This is a genomic window from Dietzia sp. Die43 (assembly GCF_024519835.1).
In the GTDB taxonomy this organism is placed as follows: domain Bacteria; phylum Actinomycetota; class Actinomycetes; order Mycobacteriales; family Mycobacteriaceae; genus Dietzia; species Dietzia kunjamensis.
Genome location: NZ_JALJRF010000002.1, coordinates 221786 through 240025, shown reverse-complemented (window position 1 = coordinate 240025; position 18240 = coordinate 221786). Strand labels below are relative to the sequence as shown.

General features: G+C 71.0%; 17 protein-coding genes. 7 read left to right on the top strand and 10 right to left on the bottom strand.

From position 1 onward, the window contains the following. Positions 1-38: 38 nt before the first annotated feature. From NR111_RS02665 to NR111_RS02645, 5 genes are all read right to left on the bottom strand, one after another. Positions 39-1238, bottom strand: coding sequence for an SGNH/GDSL hydrolase family protein (locus NR111_RS02665; protein ID WP_256819802.1), 1200 nt, complete (start codon positions 1236-1238; stop codon positions 39-41). Then, positions 1235-2644 carry an McrC family protein gene (locus NR111_RS02660; protein ID WP_256819801.1) on the bottom strand — a complete coding sequence of 470 codons (1410 nt, stop codon included), beginning with the start codon at positions 2642-2644 and terminating at the stop codon, positions 1235-1237. The genes NR111_RS02665 and NR111_RS02660 overlap by 4 nt, the downstream gene beginning before the upstream one ends. Next, positions 2641-4881 (bottom strand): AAA family ATPase, encoded by a 2241-nt coding sequence (locus tag NR111_RS02655; RefSeq protein WP_206472556.1) that lies wholly within the window; start codon positions 4879-4881, stop codon positions 2641-2643. The genes NR111_RS02660 and NR111_RS02655 overlap by 4 nt, the downstream gene beginning before the upstream one ends. 94 nt (positions 4882-4975) lie before the next feature. After that, positions 4976-5473: a transcription elongation factor GreA gene (greA, locus tag NR111_RS02650; RefSeq protein WP_067715687.1), complete on the bottom strand. Its 498-nt coding sequence runs from the start codon at positions 5471-5473 to the stop codon at positions 4976-4978. A 147-nt stretch (positions 5474-5620) separates the two neighbouring features. Beyond that, the gene (locus NR111_RS02645; RefSeq protein WP_067715685.1) at positions 5621-6079 is read right to left on the bottom strand and encodes a DUF4307 domain-containing protein; all 459 of its coding nucleotides are present in this window, start codon (positions 6077-6079) and stop codon (positions 5621-5623) included. 136 nt (positions 6080-6215) lie between these two features. Between NR111_RS02645 and mca the strand changes: the two genes are divergently transcribed. Both mca and NR111_RS02635 read left to right on the top strand, forming a co-directional pair. Beyond that, a complete protein-coding gene (gene mca / locus NR111_RS02640) occupies positions 6216-7139 on the top strand; it encodes a mycothiol conjugate amidase Mca (RefSeq protein WP_206472554.1) in 924 nt (307 codons plus the stop codon). Further along, the gene (locus tag NR111_RS02635) at positions 7136-7462 is read left to right on the top strand and encodes a hypothetical protein (RefSeq protein ID WP_067715680.1); all 327 of its coding nucleotides are present in this window, start codon (positions 7136-7138) and stop codon (positions 7460-7462) included. Before mca ends, NR111_RS02635 begins: the two co-directional genes overlap by 4 nt. 57 nt (positions 7463-7519) lie before the next feature. Here the strand turns inward: NR111_RS02635 and NR111_RS02630 are convergent, their stop codons facing one another. Together NR111_RS02630 and NR111_RS02625 are read right to left on the bottom strand one after the other, a co-directional pair. Continuing rightward, positions 7520-8221, bottom strand: a complete 702-nt coding sequence (locus NR111_RS02630) for a CE1759 family FMN reductase (protein ID WP_256819800.1) — start codon at positions 8219-8221, stop codon at positions 7520-7522. Next, entirely contained in the window at positions 8218-9468 is a 1251-nt protein-coding gene (locus tag NR111_RS02625; RefSeq protein WP_256819799.1) for an LLM class flavin-dependent oxidoreductase, read from the bottom strand. Before NR111_RS02625 ends, NR111_RS02630 begins: the two co-directional genes overlap by 4 nt. A 562-nt stretch (positions 9469-10030) precedes the next feature. Here NR111_RS02625 and NR111_RS02620 point away from each other — a divergent pair. From NR111_RS02620 to NR111_RS02610, 3 genes are all read left to right on the top strand, one after another. Further along, on the top strand, positions 10031-11104 hold the full coding sequence (locus NR111_RS02620; protein WP_256819798.1) for a 3-deoxy-7-phosphoheptulonate synthase: 1074 nt from the start codon (positions 10031-10033) through the stop codon (positions 11102-11104). A gap of 125 nt (positions 11105-11229) precedes the next feature. Continuing rightward, positions 11230-11997 (top strand): isoprenyl transferase, encoded by a 768-nt coding sequence (locus NR111_RS02615; protein WP_067715669.1) that lies wholly within the window; start codon positions 11230-11232, stop codon positions 11995-11997. Beyond that, entirely contained in the window at positions 11997-12689 is a 693-nt protein-coding gene (locus tag NR111_RS02610) for an MOSC domain-containing protein (RefSeq protein ID WP_206472544.1), read from the top strand. Before NR111_RS02615 ends, NR111_RS02610 begins: the two co-directional genes overlap by 1 nt. 39 nt (positions 12690-12728) lie before the next feature. On the opposite strand, the gene NR111_RS02605 is transcribed toward NR111_RS02610, so the two are convergent. Both NR111_RS02605 and NR111_RS02600 read right to left on the bottom strand, forming a co-directional pair. Next, positions 12729-14195: a PH domain-containing protein gene (locus tag NR111_RS02605; RefSeq protein WP_256819797.1), complete on the bottom strand. Its 1467-nt coding sequence runs from the start codon at positions 14193-14195 to the stop codon at positions 12729-12731. Beyond that, positions 14192-14680, bottom strand: a complete 489-nt coding sequence (locus NR111_RS02600; protein ID WP_206472542.1) for a PH domain-containing protein — start codon at positions 14678-14680, stop codon at positions 14192-14194. The genes NR111_RS02605 and NR111_RS02600 overlap by 4 nt, the downstream gene beginning before the upstream one ends. Before the next feature lie 37 nt (positions 14681-14717). Between NR111_RS02600 and NR111_RS02595 the strand changes: the two genes are divergently transcribed. Further along, on the top strand, positions 14718-15812 hold the full coding sequence (locus NR111_RS02595; protein WP_256819796.1) for a tocopherol cyclase family protein: 1095 nt from the start codon (positions 14718-14720) through the stop codon (positions 15810-15812). 21 nt (positions 15813-15833) lie between these two features. On the opposite strand, the gene coaA is transcribed toward NR111_RS02595, so the two are convergent. Next, positions 15834-16766, bottom strand: a complete 933-nt coding sequence (gene coaA, locus NR111_RS02590; RefSeq protein WP_256819795.1) for a type I pantothenate kinase — start codon at positions 16764-16766, stop codon at positions 15834-15836. 139 nt (positions 16767-16905) lie between these two features. Here coaA and glyA point away from each other — a divergent pair, with 139 nt between their 5' ends. Then, positions 16906-18210 (top strand): serine hydroxymethyltransferase, encoded by a 1305-nt coding sequence (gene glyA / locus NR111_RS02585; protein ID WP_256819794.1) that lies wholly within the window; start codon positions 16906-16908, stop codon positions 18208-18210. Positions 18211-18240 lie beyond the last annotated feature (30 nt).

Here is an 18240-nt window from a genome sequence, read left to right as displayed (position 1 = left end):
GAGCTCCTTCGTTGCGGGTGAGTGCTGGTGTGGTCGGGTCAGTCCTGGGGATCCGGGTCGTCCCGCGTCGAGCGGGTCGGTGTCAGGATCCGGCTACGGCGTCGGAGGGTGTCCGCGGCCTCACGGGCCTCGCCCGTGCTCTCGGGGTCACCGTCCACGTCCTCATTATGCAGGAACGTGTTCCGGTCACCGTCGTTCGCATCCTCGTGAGTGCGGGCGAAGTCGGTCAGGCGCTTGGTCAGCCGGGCCACCACGGACTCGCGGTGCTCGGCCGGAGAGGCGGCGTCGGAGGAATCGGCGTCCGGTTCCGCGCGGGCATCCGACGCAGCGTCTGCCGCGGCGCTCTCGGCGGCCTCCAGCGACGCGGCGGCCTCCTCGGCGTCGCGCGGCACGTGCTCCTCGGGAATCTCGTCCCACACGCCCAGGGCAACGCACACGGCGGGCAGCAGCAGGCCGGCGGCGAGCTCGTATCCGGCGGAGTTGGGGTGGAAGCGGTCGGGCGAGAACAGGCTCTCGCCGCGACGGTGGAACTCGGGCGCAAGGGTCTCCGCGAGGGAGACGGGGACGCCGCCGGCCCTGCGGGCCTGCACGGCCTGCGCGGCGGCCAGGCGTCGGCTCAGGCCGGACATGACCGATCGCAACGGCTGGGGGACCGGCTTGATGATGCTCAGGTCGGGGCAGGTGCCCACGACGACGTGTGAACCGTTCTCCCGCAGCGCCCGCACGGCCTCGCCCACGCGGCGGGCCGAGGGGCCGATCGCGTTGCGGGAGGTGATGTCGTTGCCGCCGATGAGGATCACCGAGATGTCGGGGTCGCCGTGCGCGATCTGCATGGCCTCGATCTGCCCGGGCAGTCCCTTGGAGGTGGCGCCGACGATCGCCTTGATGCTCAGCCGCACGTTCCACCCGGATTCCTCGGCCAGGCCGCGTGCCAGCAGCACGCCGGGCAGCTCGTCAGGGGAGTCGGCGCCCAGGCCGGCGGCGAGCGAGTCGCCGAAGATCATCATGTGCACGTCGCACGTCATGCCGGGCCGCCACGGTTCGGGCGCGCTGGCCCTGGGCCGGTAGAGCCCGTCGCCGGAGTAGGGCCGCGACGTCGGCTTGGGGATCACCCGGCGGGCGATCCTGGCCTGCTGCGTGAGTACCTCCTGCGCGCCGCGGTACGCCCCCACCGTGCCCACGGCTGCCAGCCCGAGGCTCATCCAGATGCGTCGGGAGGCGTCGTCGGCGTCGGTCATCGGGCGTGTCGTCTCCCCTCTGGGTTGTGGTCGAACTCTGCGTTGTGGTCGGACTCTGCGCTGTGGTGGGCCCCGGCGTCGTGACGTGAGGCTGTTCGGTGGCGTGCGGCGGACGGAGCGGCCAGCTCACGGGCGTGCTGGGCCAACTCGACGATAGCCCTCCTGCTCTCGGCGGGCCCGCGCGAGAGATCGATCGGGTACTCCACGATCGAGATGTCGGTGTGGACGATCCGTCGGGGCTGGGGGGAATCGTCGCGCCGCTGGGCCGGGTAGACCAGGTACGCGCGGTCCACCCCGAGCGCGGTGCAGGCGGCCAACAGTCGATAGTGCTCGGCGGCGCGGGCCCGGCGGTCCGTGGGATAGGTCGGGACGAACGTGGTGACGGGCTCGCCGTCGACCTCGTACACCAACCCCGTGCGCACGGAGATGTGGTCACCGTCGTCGGACGGCGCGCTGTGACGCCCCGACGGCGCGTCGTCCGCCTCGGCACCGGAATCCAGGTTGACGACGGGGTTCTGCAGCAGCCGACCACCCCGGCCGTCGAGGGCGGCGGTCAGCTCGGCTTCCACGAAGCGTTCGAACAGTGCCGGCATTTCGGTGACGAAAGCCGCCGACGCGGCGTGACCGTCCTCGACCTCCACCGAGATCCGCCGCACGATGCGGTCCGCCAACGCCAGCGCGTCCTGGTAGCGGGCGTTGAGCCTGCTGGGCGTCCACGCCGGCACGGGCGCGCCCTGGCCGATGAGCGTGGCATCCGAGAGTCGGGCGTCGACCATCGCCAGCTGGCGGCGGGTGGCATCGGGCAGCTCGGGCAGGAACTGGAGGCGGTGGGCGGCCGTCCGCAGGATGCGGTTCTCTGCGATGTCCGGGGTGAACTCGGAGTAGGTGACCTCGAGCGGGATGGTCATGCCCGGGTGGCGGCGGATCTGGTCACCCAGGCGGATCCGGCCGCGCACGGTGGTCAGCGCCTCGTCCACCCTGCGGTACCCGCGCAGCAGCCCGGCGGACAGGGCCCGGTGCGCCAACCGGGCCATGGACTCGGCGACGGAGGTCCACAGCTCGTCGTCGTCCCTGGCCTGCACGGACGAGGACAGGAACGGGTCGTCGGCCGCGTGGTCGAGCAGGAAGAACAATTGCGTCAGGCCGAGGCTGGCGGCGGGCATGACCCGCACCGACAGGCCTTCGACGCGGACCGAGCCGACCGCGCCGCAGGGGATGAGCCGCCACGTGTCACGGCCGGCGGGCAGCACCTCCACGAGTCCGGTCTGCGACAGGTGCTGCGCACCCTCCCAGCTCAGGTTGACCAGTCGGCCACGTCGGTCGAACTCGTCGAACTCGAGCGCCACCGGCGACGCCGGCGACTGTGCCGACGCCGGCGCGCCGGCGCGCGTCGGAGTTGCGGTCACGCCCGCCCGATCTTGCGGCGCAACGCCGCGAGGCCGAACCGCTCGTGCACCTCGGCGCGGGTGAGCCGCCCGTAGTAGTGCTCCTCGAGCAGCGGGAGGAGGTCGAACCGCCAGATCGCCTCGAGGCCGCCCGGCTCGGTGGCCTGGTCCTTCATGAAGTACGACGGCCCGATCCGCAGGTCGCGGTCGGAGTCGTCGATCTCGGAGTTGAGCGCCTCGAGCAGCTCCGCGGGCTCGGTCGTCACGCCGCGCGCCTCGAGGTGGCGTCGCAGCACGCCGGCCACCGGTGGGGTGTCGGGGTGCAGTTCCATGAACGCGAAGCGTCGGCGGATGGCGGCGTCGACCATGGCGATCGACCGGTCGGCGGTGTTCATGGTCCCGATGATGAACAGGTTGCGCGGCAGCCGGAACGAGGTGTCGGGGGAGTACTGCGGCAGCACGGTCCGGTCCCGGTACTCCAGCAGGAAGTACATCTCGCCGAACACGCGGGCCAGGTCGGCGCGGTTCATCTCGTCGATGATGAGGAAGCTCGGGTGTTCGCGGCCCGACTCCGAGGTCGCCCGCGCGGCCTGGCGCCGCAGCGGCCCGGCCTGGAGAGCGAAGCCGGGCTGCCCCGACTCGGTGAGCGTGGGCCGGTAGCCCTCGAAGAAGTCCTCGTAGGCGTAGCTGGGGTGGAACTGCACCAGCTGGACCCGGCTGGGGTCGTCGGGGCCGGCGAGGAAGCGGGCCAGTTCCTGGGCGAGGAAGGTCTTGCCGGTGCCGGGCGGGCCGTAGAACACGATCTGCTGACGCTGTTGCAGGGTGTCGACGATCTCCTGCAGCTCCTCGCGGGGCATGTGCAGGCCGTCCGCCAGCTCGTCGGTGACCTCGGGCAGGGTCGGCACCGCCCCGGCGGCGGGCGCCTCGGCGACCTGCGACTCCGCGGAGTGGCGCCCGGGGTGCATCGCCGACAGCATCGCGTCCAGGCCGTCGGTGAGGTCGACGACCGTGCCGGGCTCGCCGATCAACTCGGACAGAGGACTGGGCAGGGTCTCCAGGTCGAGGGTGACGGTGCTCCACAGCACCGAACGCTCGAGTTGCTGGCCGCCGTCGTCGACGTAGCCGAGGTCGTCGGTGAGGGTGCCCAGATGCAGTTTGGCGTCGGCGACAGTGGCCACCACGTCCTGCGGGTTCATCCGGGACAGGAAGGTGTGCAGCTCGGCGGTGAGCTGGAACCGGGCCTGGTAGTCCAGGTGCGGGTAGCCCTGCTCGACGGCCTGGGACACCTCGAGCCGGCTGGCGTGCGCGGGGATCCGCGGCAGGTGCGAGGCGGGCAGCGCGATGCGGTTCTGGGCGACCCACTGGCCGGCCTGGCCGACGCCGCCGCGGCCGGGCCGCACGAGCCAGGCGCGCCGGGAGTGGTCGTCGCGGTGGCGCTGCCACTGGTTGGCCACGGAGCCGCGGTACCAGTCGACGGGCTGGCCGAGCTGCGCGGACAGCACCTCGGAGATGCGGTGCAGGTCCTGGTCGATGTCCAGCTCGTCGATGCCGGACGGGCCGCCGATGAGGTCGGCGAACGCGTCGCGGATGCGGGTCTTGTGTTCGTGCTTGACGATCGGCTGGAAGTAGCCGGGCCACACGAGGTACTGGAGGCTGTAGCGGATGGCCCGCCAGTCACCGGGGGTGGAGCGGGCCGCGCGCTGGAATTCCCACGGATCCGACAGCGCGGCGTCCCGGACGGACGCGTCGAGCTCGGCCCAGTGGATGACGAACGAGCACAGCCAGCGCAGGTGCTCGCGCATCTGCACGTTGAAACCCAGGCCGCCGGTGAGCGGGCCCTTCTCGCTGAGGACCTCGTCGAGATCGGTGGGGATCGCGGGCGCGTCCTCGATCCAGGAGAGGACGTCGCGGACGCGGCCGCGCTTGAGGCGGGCCGTGACCGTGGACAGGGGGAGCTGTTGGATGAAGAGCAGCTCGGCGGCGAGCAGGACCACGGGCCGCGGGGCGCCCTCGAGCTGGTCGTGCAGCGCCTGCATCACGGGGGAGCGTGTCGACCCGGGCGCCGCGCCGGCGGCCCCTTCCTCGGGGTCGGAGTCCAGACGGCGGGCCAGCTCCTCGGCCACCTCGGGCGTCCACGTGTAGAGGTCGTCCTCGAAGGGGGACTGACCCGTCCGTAGTGCCGGTCCCAGGACCCGCCCGGCCGCCGCTTCGATAGTCGGGGCCGGGCCGTGGGGCCTGTCCTGGGAACCGTCTGACACGTGGAACTCCTGCTACGCCGGGGCGGATTCGGGCCCGCCTGGAGGCGACCCGACATTCGTGAAGAACGTACCACCGGTCCCCGTCTTCAGCCGGTCAGCTGTGGTACGGCTCCGCGGTCACGATGGTGACGGCGACCTTCTTGCCGTTGGGGGCGGTGTACTCGCGGCTCTCCCCGTTCTTGGCGCCGAGGACGGCCTTGCCGAGCGGGGACTCGGGGGAGTAGATCTCGAGGTCGTCCTTGCCGGAACCCTCGCCGCGGGTACCGATGAGGAAGGTCTCCTTGGTGTCCTCGTTGCCGTTGTAGTAGGCGCGGACGACGGAGCCGATGAGCGCGACACCGGACTCGGTGGGCGTCTCGCCGACCTGGGCGTTGGCCAGCAGGTCGTCGATGGTCCGGATGCGGGCCTCCTCCTGGCCCTGCTGCTCACGCGCGGCGTGGTAGCCGGCGTTCTCCTTGAGGTCGCCCTCCTCGCGCCGCTCGTTGATCTCGGCGGCGATGACCGGACGGTTGGCGATCAGCGCCTCCTTCTCGGCCATGAGGCGGTCGTACGATTCCTGGGTCAACCAGTGGACCTGGGTGTCGTTCGCCATGAGCGCACTCCAATCTGTTCGCGTGCGTGATGTAAGAAAAACACGGCCCCGCGAAAAATGGAGCCGTGCTGAAGCGCCGATTCTAACACAGGCGCCGTTGCTCGCCGTCCGTTACGCGCGGCCCTGACGGCCGCGCCGTCTGCGGCCCTACCTGCGCAGGTAGTCGGGGACGTCGTCGCCACACCCGTAGACGTCCGCGGCGAAGGCGCGTCCGGTGGTGAAGACGGACGCGTCGATCTGGATCGTGGTGTTCTCCGACGGTGGGACGTACACCTCGCGTCGGCCGAGTTCGCCCTTCGACTCCTCCTGGGCCCGGATGATGCAGTAGGCGGGTGTGCCGGGCTCCTCGCGCGTCACGGTGAACGTCAGGTCGACCCGGGTCTCGTCGACGACCTCCACCCCGATCGCCTCACCGGTGATGTCCGGCGTCTGGTTGAGTCGCCACGTCGTGTAGACGCCGGCGACCACGAGGCCGCCCACGAGCAGCGCCAGGATGACGGCGACGACCTTGCCGGTCAGGTTCGAGCCGCGGTCGGCGGTCGCGTACCGGTCCGCGGGCGGGCCCACGGGGGGCTGCGACGGGGCGTCCGACCTCGGCTCACTCATGGAACCAGGGTATCGGGGCACGCTGGCGGGGACGGCCGGGGGTCGCCGGCGGGCCCCGCCGGGGGCGGCGCCTGGGCCGACGCCCATAGAATGGTGCGGTCATCCACTCACGTGAGAAGAACGGCAGGTGCTCCCGATGGCCGGTCTGCGGCTGATGGCGGTCCACGCCCACCCCGATGACGAGTCGTCAAAGGGGTCGGCAACCATGGCCAGGTACGTCGCCGAGGGCGTCCACGTGCTGGTGGAGACGTGCACCGGGGGCGAGCGGGGCGACATCCTCAACCCCGCGATGGACCGCCCCGACATCGTCGCGGACCTGACGGGCGTCCGGGTGCGTGAGATGGCGCGCGCGGCCGACATCCTGGGGGTCGACCACCACTGGCTGGGATATGTGGACTCGGGGTTGCCGGAGGGTGACCCCACGCCACCCCTGCCGGAGGGATGTTTCGCCCTGGCCGACGACGACGAGGTCACCGAGTCCCTGGTCCGCAGGATCCGGGAGTTCCGTCCCCACGTGATGATCACCTACGACGAGAACGGTGGATATCCCCACCCGGATCACCTGAAGGTGCACTCGGCGTCGATGGCCGCGTACGAGGCCGCCGCCGACCCCGACCGGTATCAGGACGCCGGTGAGCCGTGGGCGATCGCCAAGGTCTACTACACCCACGGATTCCCCAAGAGTCGCCTCCAGCTGCTGGACGACGAACTGTTCGCCCGCGATGGCGTGCGCCACTTCGAGGAGTTCCTGTCGCGTTGGGGGGACCGCCCCGACATCATGGAGCGGGTCACCACGCGGGTCGAGTGCGCTGACTACTTCGAGCAGCGCAACTCGGCACTGCTGGCCCACGCCACCCAGATCGACCCCAACGGCTGGTTCTTCGCCGCACCCGTGGAGATGCAGCAGCGGGTGTGGCCCACCGAGGAGTTCGAGCTCGCCGCCAGCCGGGTGGGCTTTCCCGAGCTCGGTGAGGGAGAATACGAGACAGACCTGTTCGAGGGAGTCGACCCCTACGTCGCGCTCCCCGTCGGCCCGAGCACGAGTGAGGACCCACGATGATCACCCTGGGACCGGACGTCCAGATCCTGGCGTACCAGTCGGCGATGGTGCTCGCGCAGAACCAGTCGCCCGGTACGCCCGGGTACAACGACAACCCGGTGGGGCCGGAGTTCGGCAAGGCATCGCCGATCGGTATCCCGGTGATCCTGCTGTTGCTCATCGCCACCGTGCTGCTCATCCGCAACATGAACAAGCACATCAAGAACCTGCCGGAGAGCTTCGACACCGAGCATCCCGAGCCGGATCAGCTCGCCGACGAGGGCACCGACCGCGGCGCCGTCCCGCCCCTGGAGTCGACCGACGGGCAGCCCGACCCCCGCTGACGGTCTGCGTCGGGGCCGGGCCGCACACCCCGCCGGGGGCAGGACCTGCCCGCCGGTTCAGCGGCCCAAGAGGTCGCCCATCGGGACGAAGTCGCTGAACTCGTCGTCGTCGGTCTTCCGTCCCCGACCGGAGTCCGCGCGCGTCGGCGCCACCGCGCCGGCGGTGACCCCGGCGAACCGCAGCATGTAGTCCGACAGTTCGGTCCCCACTCGCGCGGTACGGGCGCGCAGCGAGTCCTCGTCGCCGTCGGTGGCCACGGCGCCGAAGTCCTCGGACGCCGCGAACACGGTCGTGGGCACGACGTCGGCCTTGAGGTAGGCGAACATCGGCCGCAGTGCGTAGTCGACCGCCAGCGAGTGACGCGCGGTTCCGCCGGTCGCGCCCAACGCCACCGGCACGCCGGCGATCGTGCCGGGTTGGATGACGTCGAACAGCGACTTGAACAGGCCCGAGAACGACTGGTTGTAGATGGGCGTCACCGCGATAAGCCCATCCGCCCGGCCGATCTCGTCGATCGCCGCGGCCAGTTTCTCCCCGGGGAACCTGGTGAAAGTGGCGTCGACGACCTCGTGCGCCAGTTCGCGGGCCCCGAGGACCGTCACGTCGACCCTCTGGCCGTGCCGCGCGAGCGCGTCGCGGGTCGCGGCGGTGAGTTGGTCGGCGAGCATCCGGGTGCTGGAGGGCACCGAGGTTCCGGCGGCGACGACGACGAGGTTGAGCGGCCGCCCGGCGGAGTGGCTGTCGTGGGAGTCGGTCACTTGGAGTCCTTCCCGGCCGGCGCCTCGGCGAGGCGGGCCTGGTTGCGGCGGGCGCGGGCCAGCGACTGCTCCTGGGCGCGCTGACCGCCCTCGGCGGTGAGGCCCGTCCAGTTGTCGCCGGTGCCGAAGCGGTACGCGTCGGAATAGGTGGGATCGCCGGCGGCGGCCAGGTCGGCGTCGCGGGCGGCCACTCGCCCGGCGTGGGTCGGCCCGTCCGGGACGTGGGCCGGGCGCAGTGCGTCGAGTTCCAGTCGCAGGGTCGGCACGATCTCGGTGCCCAGGATCTCGATCTGCTCGAGAACGGTCTTGCGGGGCAGGCCGGCGTGGTCGATGAGGAACAGCTGACGCTGGTAGTCGCCCACGTGCTCGCGCATGGTCATGTATCGGTCGATGATCTGCTGCGGCGAGCCGACGGTCAGCGGGGTCTGGGCCGTGAAGTCCTCCAGCGACGGGCCGTGGCCGTAGACCGGGGCGTTGTCGAAGTAGGGGCGGAACTCGTCGACCGCGTCCTGACTGTTGGTGCGGGCGAAGAACTGCCCGCCCAGGCCGACGATCGCCTGGTCCGCCGAGCCGTGGCCGTAGTGCTCGTAGCGGCGGCGGTACAGCTCGACCATCTGCTTGGTGTGGTGGATCGGCCAGAAGATGTTGTTGTGGAAGAAGCCGTCTCCGTAGAACGCGGCCTGCTCGGCGATCTGCGGCGAGCGGATCGAGCCGTGCCACACGAAGGGCGCGACGCCGTCCAGCGGGCGCGGGGTCGAGGTGAACTGCTGCAGGGCCGTGCGGAACTTGCCCTCCCAGTCCACGACGTCCTCGTGCCACAGGCGGTGGAGCAGTTCGTAGTTCTCGATCGCGATCGGCAGGCCCTGCCGGATGTCCTGCCCGAACCACGGGTAGACCGGGCCGGTGTTGCCACGGCCCATCGTCAGGTCCACCCGGCCGCCTGCCAGGTGCTGCAGCATGGCGTAGTCCTCGGCGATCTTCACCGGGTCGTTGGTGGTGATCAGGGTGGTGGCCGTCGACAGGATGATCTCGGAGGTCCTGCCCGCGATGTAGCCCAGCGTCGTGGTGGGGGAGGACGTCACGAACGGCGGGTTGTGGTGTTCACCCAGCGCGAAGACGTCGAGGCCCACCTGCTCGGCCAGAGTGGCGTACTCGACGACCGCCTCCAGTCGCTCGTGCTCGGTGGGTATCCGCCCGGTGGTGGGGTCCGGGGTGATGTCGGCGATGCTGAAGATTCCGAACTGCATGATGGTGGCCTCTCGTCTGGTGGTGTCCCCATCCTAACTTGCTGACATGTCAAACAACAGGGCGTGGCGCGGTATTCCCCCTCACATGGCGGGTGTCCGCACGGCCTGCCCCGGTGTGGACGGTTCCGCAGCCGCCCCTCGCGACGGCGTCTGGCCTGCGCAGCGGTGCACGCCAGACGCCATGGCGGGACGCGGCTGCGTCCTGGTCGAGCAGGCGCGGGAGCGACACGCCAGCCTCGCGGGCGACACGCCAGGCGCGGGAGCGGCTGTCGGGGTAGGGCTGCGAGGCGATTCCGGCCGGCCCGGGTCCGTCTGCTATCGTGTCCGGCATGTCGAACGCTCGCGCTTATTGGCGCTTTATGTGGGCTCCGGGTGGAGCCCGCGCCGCGAGCGCACGCGTCCGCTAGACGGACGTCTCGACACCCGGAGCCCAGAGGCGGTGACCACCATGGTCGCCGCCTTCCGCCTTTCCAGACGGCGGATCCGGGTGCGCGAGACACAGGGCACCGAAGAGATCACGGCACCCGGCCCGCCACGACCACATCGCCAGGAGTGCACAGCCGTGACCGTCACCGCCGAGAACCCCACCCAGACCGCCGACAGGCGAGTCCTGTCCTACTCCCCGCTGCCGACGCCGACCGAGATCCTCGGCGAGCTCCCGCTGGGCGAGGCCCGCGAGGCGCTGGTCGAGCGCAGCCGCGCCGAGGTCGCCGACGTGCTCGCCGGGCGCGATGACCGCCTGCTCGTGGTGGTCGGCCCGTGTTCGGTCCACGACACCGAGGCGGCCCTCGACTACGCGGCGCGACTCGCCGCGCTCGCGGAGGAGACGGCCGAGGACCTGCTCATCGTGATGCGCGTGTACTTCGAGAAGCCCCGGACCACCGTCGGGTGGAAGGGCCTCATCAACGACCCCGCGCTCGACGGGAGCTACGACATCCCGCGCGGCCTGCGCACCGCCCGCACCCTGCTGCTCGACGTGCTCGACCTGGGGCTACCCGTGGGGACCGAGTTCCTCGAGCCGACCAGCCCGCAGTACATCGCCGACGCCGTCTCGTGGGGCGCGATCGGCGCCCGCACCACGGAGAGCCAGGTACATCGTCAGCTGGTGTCGGGACTGTCGATGCCGGTGGGCTTCAAGAACGGGACCGACGGCGAGGTCCAGGTCGCGGTCGACGGCTGCCGGTCGTCGGCGGCGCGGCACGTGTTCTTCGGCACCGACGCCGACGGGCGTGCCGCGGTCGTGGAGACCGCCGGCAACACCGACTGCCACGTCATTCTCCGCGGCGGGACCGGCGGACCCAACCACGACGCCGAATCCGTGGCCTCGGCCGTCGCGGCGGTCGGCAAGGTCGGGCTGCCCGGTCTGGTGATGGTGGACGCGAGCCACGCCAACTCGGGCAAGTCGCACGAGCGGCAGGCCGAGGTCGTGGCCGAGCTGGCCGAGCGGATCGGCGCGGGGGAGCAGGGCATCTCCGGACTGATGATCGAGAGCTTCCTCGAGCCCGGCGCCCAGTCCGTCGAGGCCGACGAGCTGGTGTACGGCCGGTCCGTGACGGACGCGTGCATCGGCTGGGACACCACCGCCGACAGCCTGCGCGCGCTCGCCGCGGCCGTCCGCCGGGGCCGACGAGGCTGACCGCCGCCACCCTCGCCGCCGGCCCCGCCGCGGCCCTCGCCGTCGGCCCCGCGCCCCTGTCGGCCCGGGGACGGCGGCCCGAGGGGCACCACTGGGCGGGCGACGCCGCGCGGTACCCTTTCCGCGTGGCCGTCTCCTTCCCCCTGTACTCGCTGTACGAAGCGCGCCTCCGCGCCTCGTTGGACGAGTCGAGGCTGCCGCGGCACATCGCCGTGATGGCGGACGGGAACCGCCGGTGGGCACGCGAGGCGGGGTTCACCGACGTCGCGCACGGTCACCGGGCGGGCGCGGTCAAGATCGCCGAGATGCTGGGCTGGTGTGACGACCTCGGTGTGGACGTCGCCACCATCTACCTGCTCAGCACGGAGAACCTCGGTCGCGATGCCGAGGAACTCGATGAACTGCTGCAGATCATCGCGGACGTGGTGGACGAGATCACCGGCCCGGGGAAGAACTGGGAGGTCCGGATCGTCGGGCGTCTCGAGGTGCTGCCGGACTGGCTCGCGGAGCGACTGCGCCACGCCGAGCAGGTGAGCAGGGGCCGGCCGGGCGTCAAGGTCAACGTCGCGGTGGGGTACGGCGGGCGGCAGGAGATCGCCGACGCCGCCCGCGAGCTGGTCCAGGAGCTGATCGACAAGGGCTGCAGCGGGCAGGAGCTGGTCGACGCGATCACCGTCGACGGCATCGGCGAGCACCTCTACACCTCGGGCCAGCCCGACCCGGACCTCGTGATCCGCACCTCGGGCGAGCAGCGGCTCTCGGGCTTCCTGCTGTGGCAGAGCGCGTATTCGGAGATCTGGTTCACCGAGGCGTACTGGCCGGCGTTCCGGCGGGTCGACTTCCTCCGGGCGATGCGCGAGTACGGAGCCCGCAACCGTCGGTTCGGTCAGTGATGGCCGGCGCGGAGGCGGAGCGCGCGCCGATCACCGTGGGCGAGGGGTTCACCGTCCGCGCCGTGTGCGTGGTGGACCGACTGCTCGAGGTGCCCGGCCGGGTCGGCGTCACCGCGATCGACAAGCGGCCCGTCGACGGCCCCGTCCAGGTGCGCGAGTACGGCCTCCACGGCGACGTCCAGGCAGACCGCCAGCATCACGGAGGGGTGTGGAAGGCCGTCTACCTGCTCTCGGAGTCCGACGTCGAGCAGTGGGAGCCCGAGTTCGGCGGCCCGATCCCGCCCGGGTACTTCGGCGAGAACCTTCGCGTGACCGGCGTCGACACCTCGCAGTTGCAGATCGGCACCGTGCTGGAGGTGGGCCGCCTGCGCATGGAGGTCACGACGCCGCGGATCCCGTGTCAGACCTTCGGCCACCACGTGGGCAAGCCGCGCTGGGTGCGGCGCTTCACCGAGGGCGGGCGACCCGGCGCGTACGCGCGGGTCCTCGCCGCGGGCCCCGTCGAGGCCGGGGATGAGATCCGGGTGGTCGCCGTGCCCACGCACGGGGTCACGATCGGGCGGGTCTTCGCCGGGGTCGACGACGACGAGGCCCGGCGGCTCCTCGACGAGTACGCGCTGTCCGACCTGGCGCCCAGTCTGGTCCGGAAGCTGGATCCGGCCACCGACGACAGGCCCGTGGACGCCGACTGACCGGGGCGTCTGGTGAGGCCGATTAGTGAGGCCGACTGTCTAGCAGGACAGGTGGTCCCACACCGGGCCGGCGGTGCGCCACAGTTCCGGCGCCTGCTCGAGGCCCACGTCAGGCACCCGGAAGGCGCCCCCTCCGCCGGCCGCGGTGACGACCAGCGTGGCCAACCCGGCGCGACGCTGCAGCGGCGAGCGCCGGATGTTCCATCCGAGGATCCCCTCCCGCTCGAGGACGTCGGTGCGTCGCATCAGCGACCCCTTGCGCAACGCCACCACCCCGCCGGTGACCGCGTGCCCGAGTCCGCGCGAGTTGTCGACCGCGATCCAGAGCGCCACTGCCGAGGACAGAGCGAACGCCAGCAGCGGGACCCACCACAGCCACGTCCAGATCACGCCCGGGACGAGGGCCACGGCGGTGACGACGACGACGACCGCGGTCGCCCGTACGATCCTGCGGCGACGCGCGGCGGGCGGATGGGCGGAGAGGTCGCCGGGGACGGGCTCACCGAGCACGGTCTCGGCGACGCCGGTCGGCACATCGAGGGGGGAGGCGGGTACGAGCCCCGGGCTCTGCTTCTGCTTGCCGTCCTCGTCCTTGCCGATACCGACGCCCGAGGCGATCACATCGAGCCGTGCGGCGCCCAGAGCGCGGAACCCCGGGGGTTCGTGGAGTGTCACTCCCCGGATACGCCGGCCATCGAAGGTGGTGTGACGGCCCACCACCAGACCGCGCCGCAGTTCCAGTGATCCGTCCTCGTGCTGGTCGAGTCGTAGATTCCACCAGTTCTCGATGAACAGGGCCACCGAGGCGATCGTGCCCAGCAGGAGCGCGATCGTCAGGACGCCGACCGCGATCACCGGGATCGGCAGCGCCCCGATCCGGTCCCAGATCCACGCGAGTACCCGGGGGACGGCGTTGAACCAGTCGGCGACCTGCACCACGAGCCCGATACCCAGGAGGCCGAACAGCGGCGTCATGACGCTGGCCGGGGCATAGCGGATCCAGCGTGGGTCGAGGCGGAGGATCTCGCTGGTGTCGGTCGTGGCCCGGTCGGCGAGCAGGTGCCGGCGCAGGTCCTCGGCGACCTCGCGGTCTAGCGCAGCCAGGGACATGCGCGAGCCGTCGGTCTCGCCGCTGGCCAGGCGGACCGTGGCGATGCCCAGTCGGCGTTGGATGACGTCCGCGGTGATCTCCACGTTGCGCACCCGGCTCGTGGACAGCGTCGTGGTGGTGCTCGACAGGAACCGGACACGGCGCTCGATGCGGTGGGGGTCGATCCGGTATCGCGTGACGGCCAGGCGGGCGGTCTCCGTGACGGCGGTGGCGGCGGTGCCGACGAGGGCCCCGCCGATCGTCCAGAACAGCACCCACCCGATCCCTAGGCCACTGAGCACCATGCCCAGGCCGATGGGGACGGCCGTCGCGGCGAGAGCACCCGCCGCCACCAGTGTGGTCGCGGGGATCGTCCGGGGGTCCAGGCGTACCCAGCCGTCGTCGTGCACGGTCATGTCGCGTCCCTCTGGTCGTCCTCGGCAAGGATCGTGAGGCGGTCGACCATCTCCTCGGCCAGCGCGGCGTCGAGGGCGCTGATCCGTACCGCGCCCTTCGACGAGGCGGTGGTCACCACGACCGTGGCCAGACCGAACTGCCGCTCGAGCGGCCCGCGGGTCTTGTCGACCGTCTGGACACGGGACAGGGGAGCGGCGCGCCACTCCTCCCAGAACAGGCCACTACGACTGTAGATGGCGTCGTCCGTGGCCTCCCAGCGGTGGATGGCCCACCGGACCCGCGGGACCACGACGAGCGCGGCGACGGTGAGGACCGCCCACACGGCCGCCGCCGCGAGCAGCCACGGGGTGAGCAGCAGGCCCAGTACGACCAGCACAGGCAGGGGCCAGAGCGTCCACAGCGCGACCTGGGTCGTCCACCACCGTCGGCAGCGGGGGTCGACTCGATGCCGGGGCGGACGGAGGCCGAGTTGCGTCGCATTCACGGCTCCACCCTAGGCCGGTTGTGGGACGCTGAACCGCATGGGACTCCTCCGGCGATACCGGGCGACCGGCGCAGACCTGCCCTTCGGCGATCCGCTCCGCGCACACGACGTGGCCATGGAGGGGTACTTCCTCCGCGTCACCGATCGCGAGCGCGGGCGCGTGGTGATCGCCCTCATCGGGGTCAACCGGGGACCCGACGGGCACTGGGCGACGCTCGGGCTCGCCTCCGACGAGGCGCCGATCCCGATCGAGGCCGGTGGATCGCGCCGGGACGGAGACGGGGGCTCTTCGTCGTCGTCATCGTCGTCCACCCTGCGCCTCATGGCCGCGCCCGACGGCTGGGCCGACCCGGACCGGATCGGCGCCCGCTCCGGCGAACTGTTCGAGTACCGACCCGACGGGGTCCGCGTGGACATGGGGGAGGGCGCTCGCCTGCACGTGAACATCACCGACCCGGTGCAGTGGCCGCACCACGCCGTCGGCGGCTCGAGCATCTTCCAGTCCGTCCCCGCCCTCAACCAGTACTGGCACCCCTGGCTGCTCGGCGGCCGCGCGAGCGGATGGGCCGAACTCGACGGCGAGCACTGGGAGTTCGACGGCGCCGAGGTGTACGGCGAGAAGAACTGGGGCGCCGAGGGGTTCCCCGACTCGTGGTGGTGGGGGCAGGCGCAGGCGTTCTCCGAGCCGAACACGTGCGTGGCGTTCGCCGGCGGGCAGATCCACTCCGGGCCGCTGCGCACCGAGGTGACGGCCGTTGTCGTGCGACTGCCCGGAGGGAAGGTCATCCGGCTGGGCAACCCGGTCGTCTCGCCGGTCCGCGCCGAGGTGACCGACGAGCGGTGGGAGTTCGAGGGCCGCGGTTACGGCTGGCAGGTCCGGATCAGCGGGCGTTCGCCCCTGGACCGCGCGCACGTGCTGCCGGTCCCGCTGCCGTCGGAGAAGCGGAACTCCGCCGGGTCGATCGAACACCTCGCGGGCGAGCTCGAGGTGGAGGTGCGCCGGCACGGGCGGCTGGTGTGGTCGGACCGCAGTGCCCTGGCCGCGCTCGAACACGGCGGGCTCGACCGCGCCGAGGCCGAGCTGCGGCGGCGAGGTGTTCCGGAGGGCGAGACGGGCGCGCCGCCGGTGTAGGAGGCTACCTCGCCCGAGGCGTCAGATCTTGCGCAGGCGCAGCCGCTGGATGGAGTGGTCCGAGTTCTTGCGCAGCACCAACGTTGCGCGCGGCCGGGTCGGCAGGATGTTCTCCACCAGGTTCGGGCGGTTGATCGACATCCAGATCTCGCGGGCGGCGAGCCGGGCCGCCTTGTCGGACAGGTCGGCGTAGTGCGCGAAGTGCGAGTTCGGGTTGGAGAACGACGTGCTCCGCAGTTCGAGGAAGCGCTCGACGTACCACTGTTCGATGTCCTCGATCCGCGCGTCGACGTAGAGCGAGAAGTCGAACAGGTCCGAGACCATGAGGCGCGGACCCGTCTGCAGGACGTTGAGCCCCTCCACGATGAGGATGTCCGGACGGCGGACCTCGATGAACTCGCCGGGCACGATGTCGTACTTGGTGTGTGAGTACACCGGCGCGCGCACGACCGGGGCTCCGGATTTGACCTCGGTGACGAACCGCAGCAGCGCGCGCCGGTCGTACGACTCGGGGTAGCCCTTGCGGTGCATCAGTCCGCGCCGCTGGAGTTCGCGGTTGGGGTGAAGGAAGCCGTCGGTGGTGATGAGGTCCACCCGGGGGTGGGAGTCCCAGCGGGTGAGCAGCGCGCGCAGCACACGGGCGGAGGTGGACTTGCCGACCGCCACCGATCCGGCCACGCCGATCACGAACGGCATGGGGGCGTCCACGGTCTCGCCGAGGAACAGATTGGTCGACTGGAACAATCGCTGTCTGGCGGATACCTGCAGGTGGATGAGCCGACTCAGTGGCAGGTAGATCTCCGCGATCTCGTCGAGGTCGAGGTGTTCGCCCAGGCCCCGGAGGCCCTCGAGGTCCTGTTCGGTGAGCACCATGGGCATCGCACGCCGCAGGCGCCGCCAGCTCCGACGGTCGAACTCGACGTACGGCGTGTAGTCGCCGGCTTGTCTGCTCACGGTTCCCGATTGTGGCAGGTGGCCACGGGGGAGGGGGTGTCAGGGTGGCGTGGCACTAGACTGGCGACGACGACGACGAGACGAGCCGTGGCCCCACACGATTCGTACGACGTGTAAAGCCCACGTGCGAGGAGCAACGATGACCGACCCGAACACCGATGTGTTCACCGCCTCCCTGACCGAGCTCGATCCGGAGGTCGCCGAGGCGATGGCCGGCGAGCTCGCCCGACAGCGAGACACGCTCGAGATGATCGCGTCGGAGAACTTCGTGCCGCGCTCGGTCCTGCAGGCGCAGGGCTCGGTGCTCACGAACAAGTACGCCGAGGGGTACCCGGGTCGCCGTTACTACGGCGGCTGCGAGCACGTGGACGTGGTGGAGAACCTGGCTCGTGACCGCGCCAAGGAGGTCTTCGGCGCCAAGTACGCGAACGTCCAGCCGCACGCCGGCGCCCAGGCCAATGCCGCGGTGCTCATGGCGCTCGCGAAGCCGGGCTCCAAGATCATGGGCCTGTCGCTCGCCCACGGCGGGCACCTCACGCACGGCATGAAGCTCAACTTCTCCGGCCAGCTCTACGAGGTCGCCGCCTACGAGGTGGATCCGGAGACCATGCAGGTCAACATGGACACCGTCCGGGAGATGGCGCTGGCGGAGAAGCCGGATGTCATCATCGCCGGCTGGTCGGCCTACCCGCGGACCCTGGATTTCGCGAAGTTCCGCGAGATCGCCGACGAGGTCGGCGCCAAGCTGTGGGTGGACATGGCCCATTTCGCCGGCCTGGTCGCCGCCGGCCTGCACCCGAGTCCCGTCCCGCACGCCGACGTCGTCTCCACGACCGTCCACAAGACGCTCGGCGGGCCGCGCTCCGGCATGATCCTCACCAACGACCTCGAGCTGTTCAAGAAGCTCAACTCGTCGGTGTTCCCGGGCCAGCAGGGCGGACCGCTCATGCACGCGATCGCCGCCAAGGCCACCGCCATGAAGATCGCCGGGACGGAGCAGTTCCGCGAGCGTCAGCAGCGCACGATCGAGGGTGCCCAGATCCTCGCCGAGCGGCTCACGGCCCAGGACTGCAAGGACGCCGGCGTCTCCGTGCTCACCGGCGGCACCGACGTGCACCTGGTGCTGGTCGACCTCCGTGACTCCGAGCTCGACGGCCAGCAGGCGGAGGACCTCCTCCACGAGGTCGGGATCACGGTGAACCGTAACGCGGTGCCGTTCGACCCGCGTCCGCCGATGGTGACCTCCGGCCTGCGGATCGGAACGCCCGCGTTGGCGACCCGTGGTTTCGAGGCCGAGGACTTCCGTGAGGTCGCGGACATCATCGGCACCGCCCTCGCCTCGGGGACGGGCGCCGACGTCACCGCCCTGCGTGAGCGCGTGTCCGCGCTGGCCGCGTCGAAGCCGCTGTACGAAGGTCTCGAGGACTGGAAGATCCTGGGCTGACGCGGAACGAGAGAACGACAGGCGGGGGTC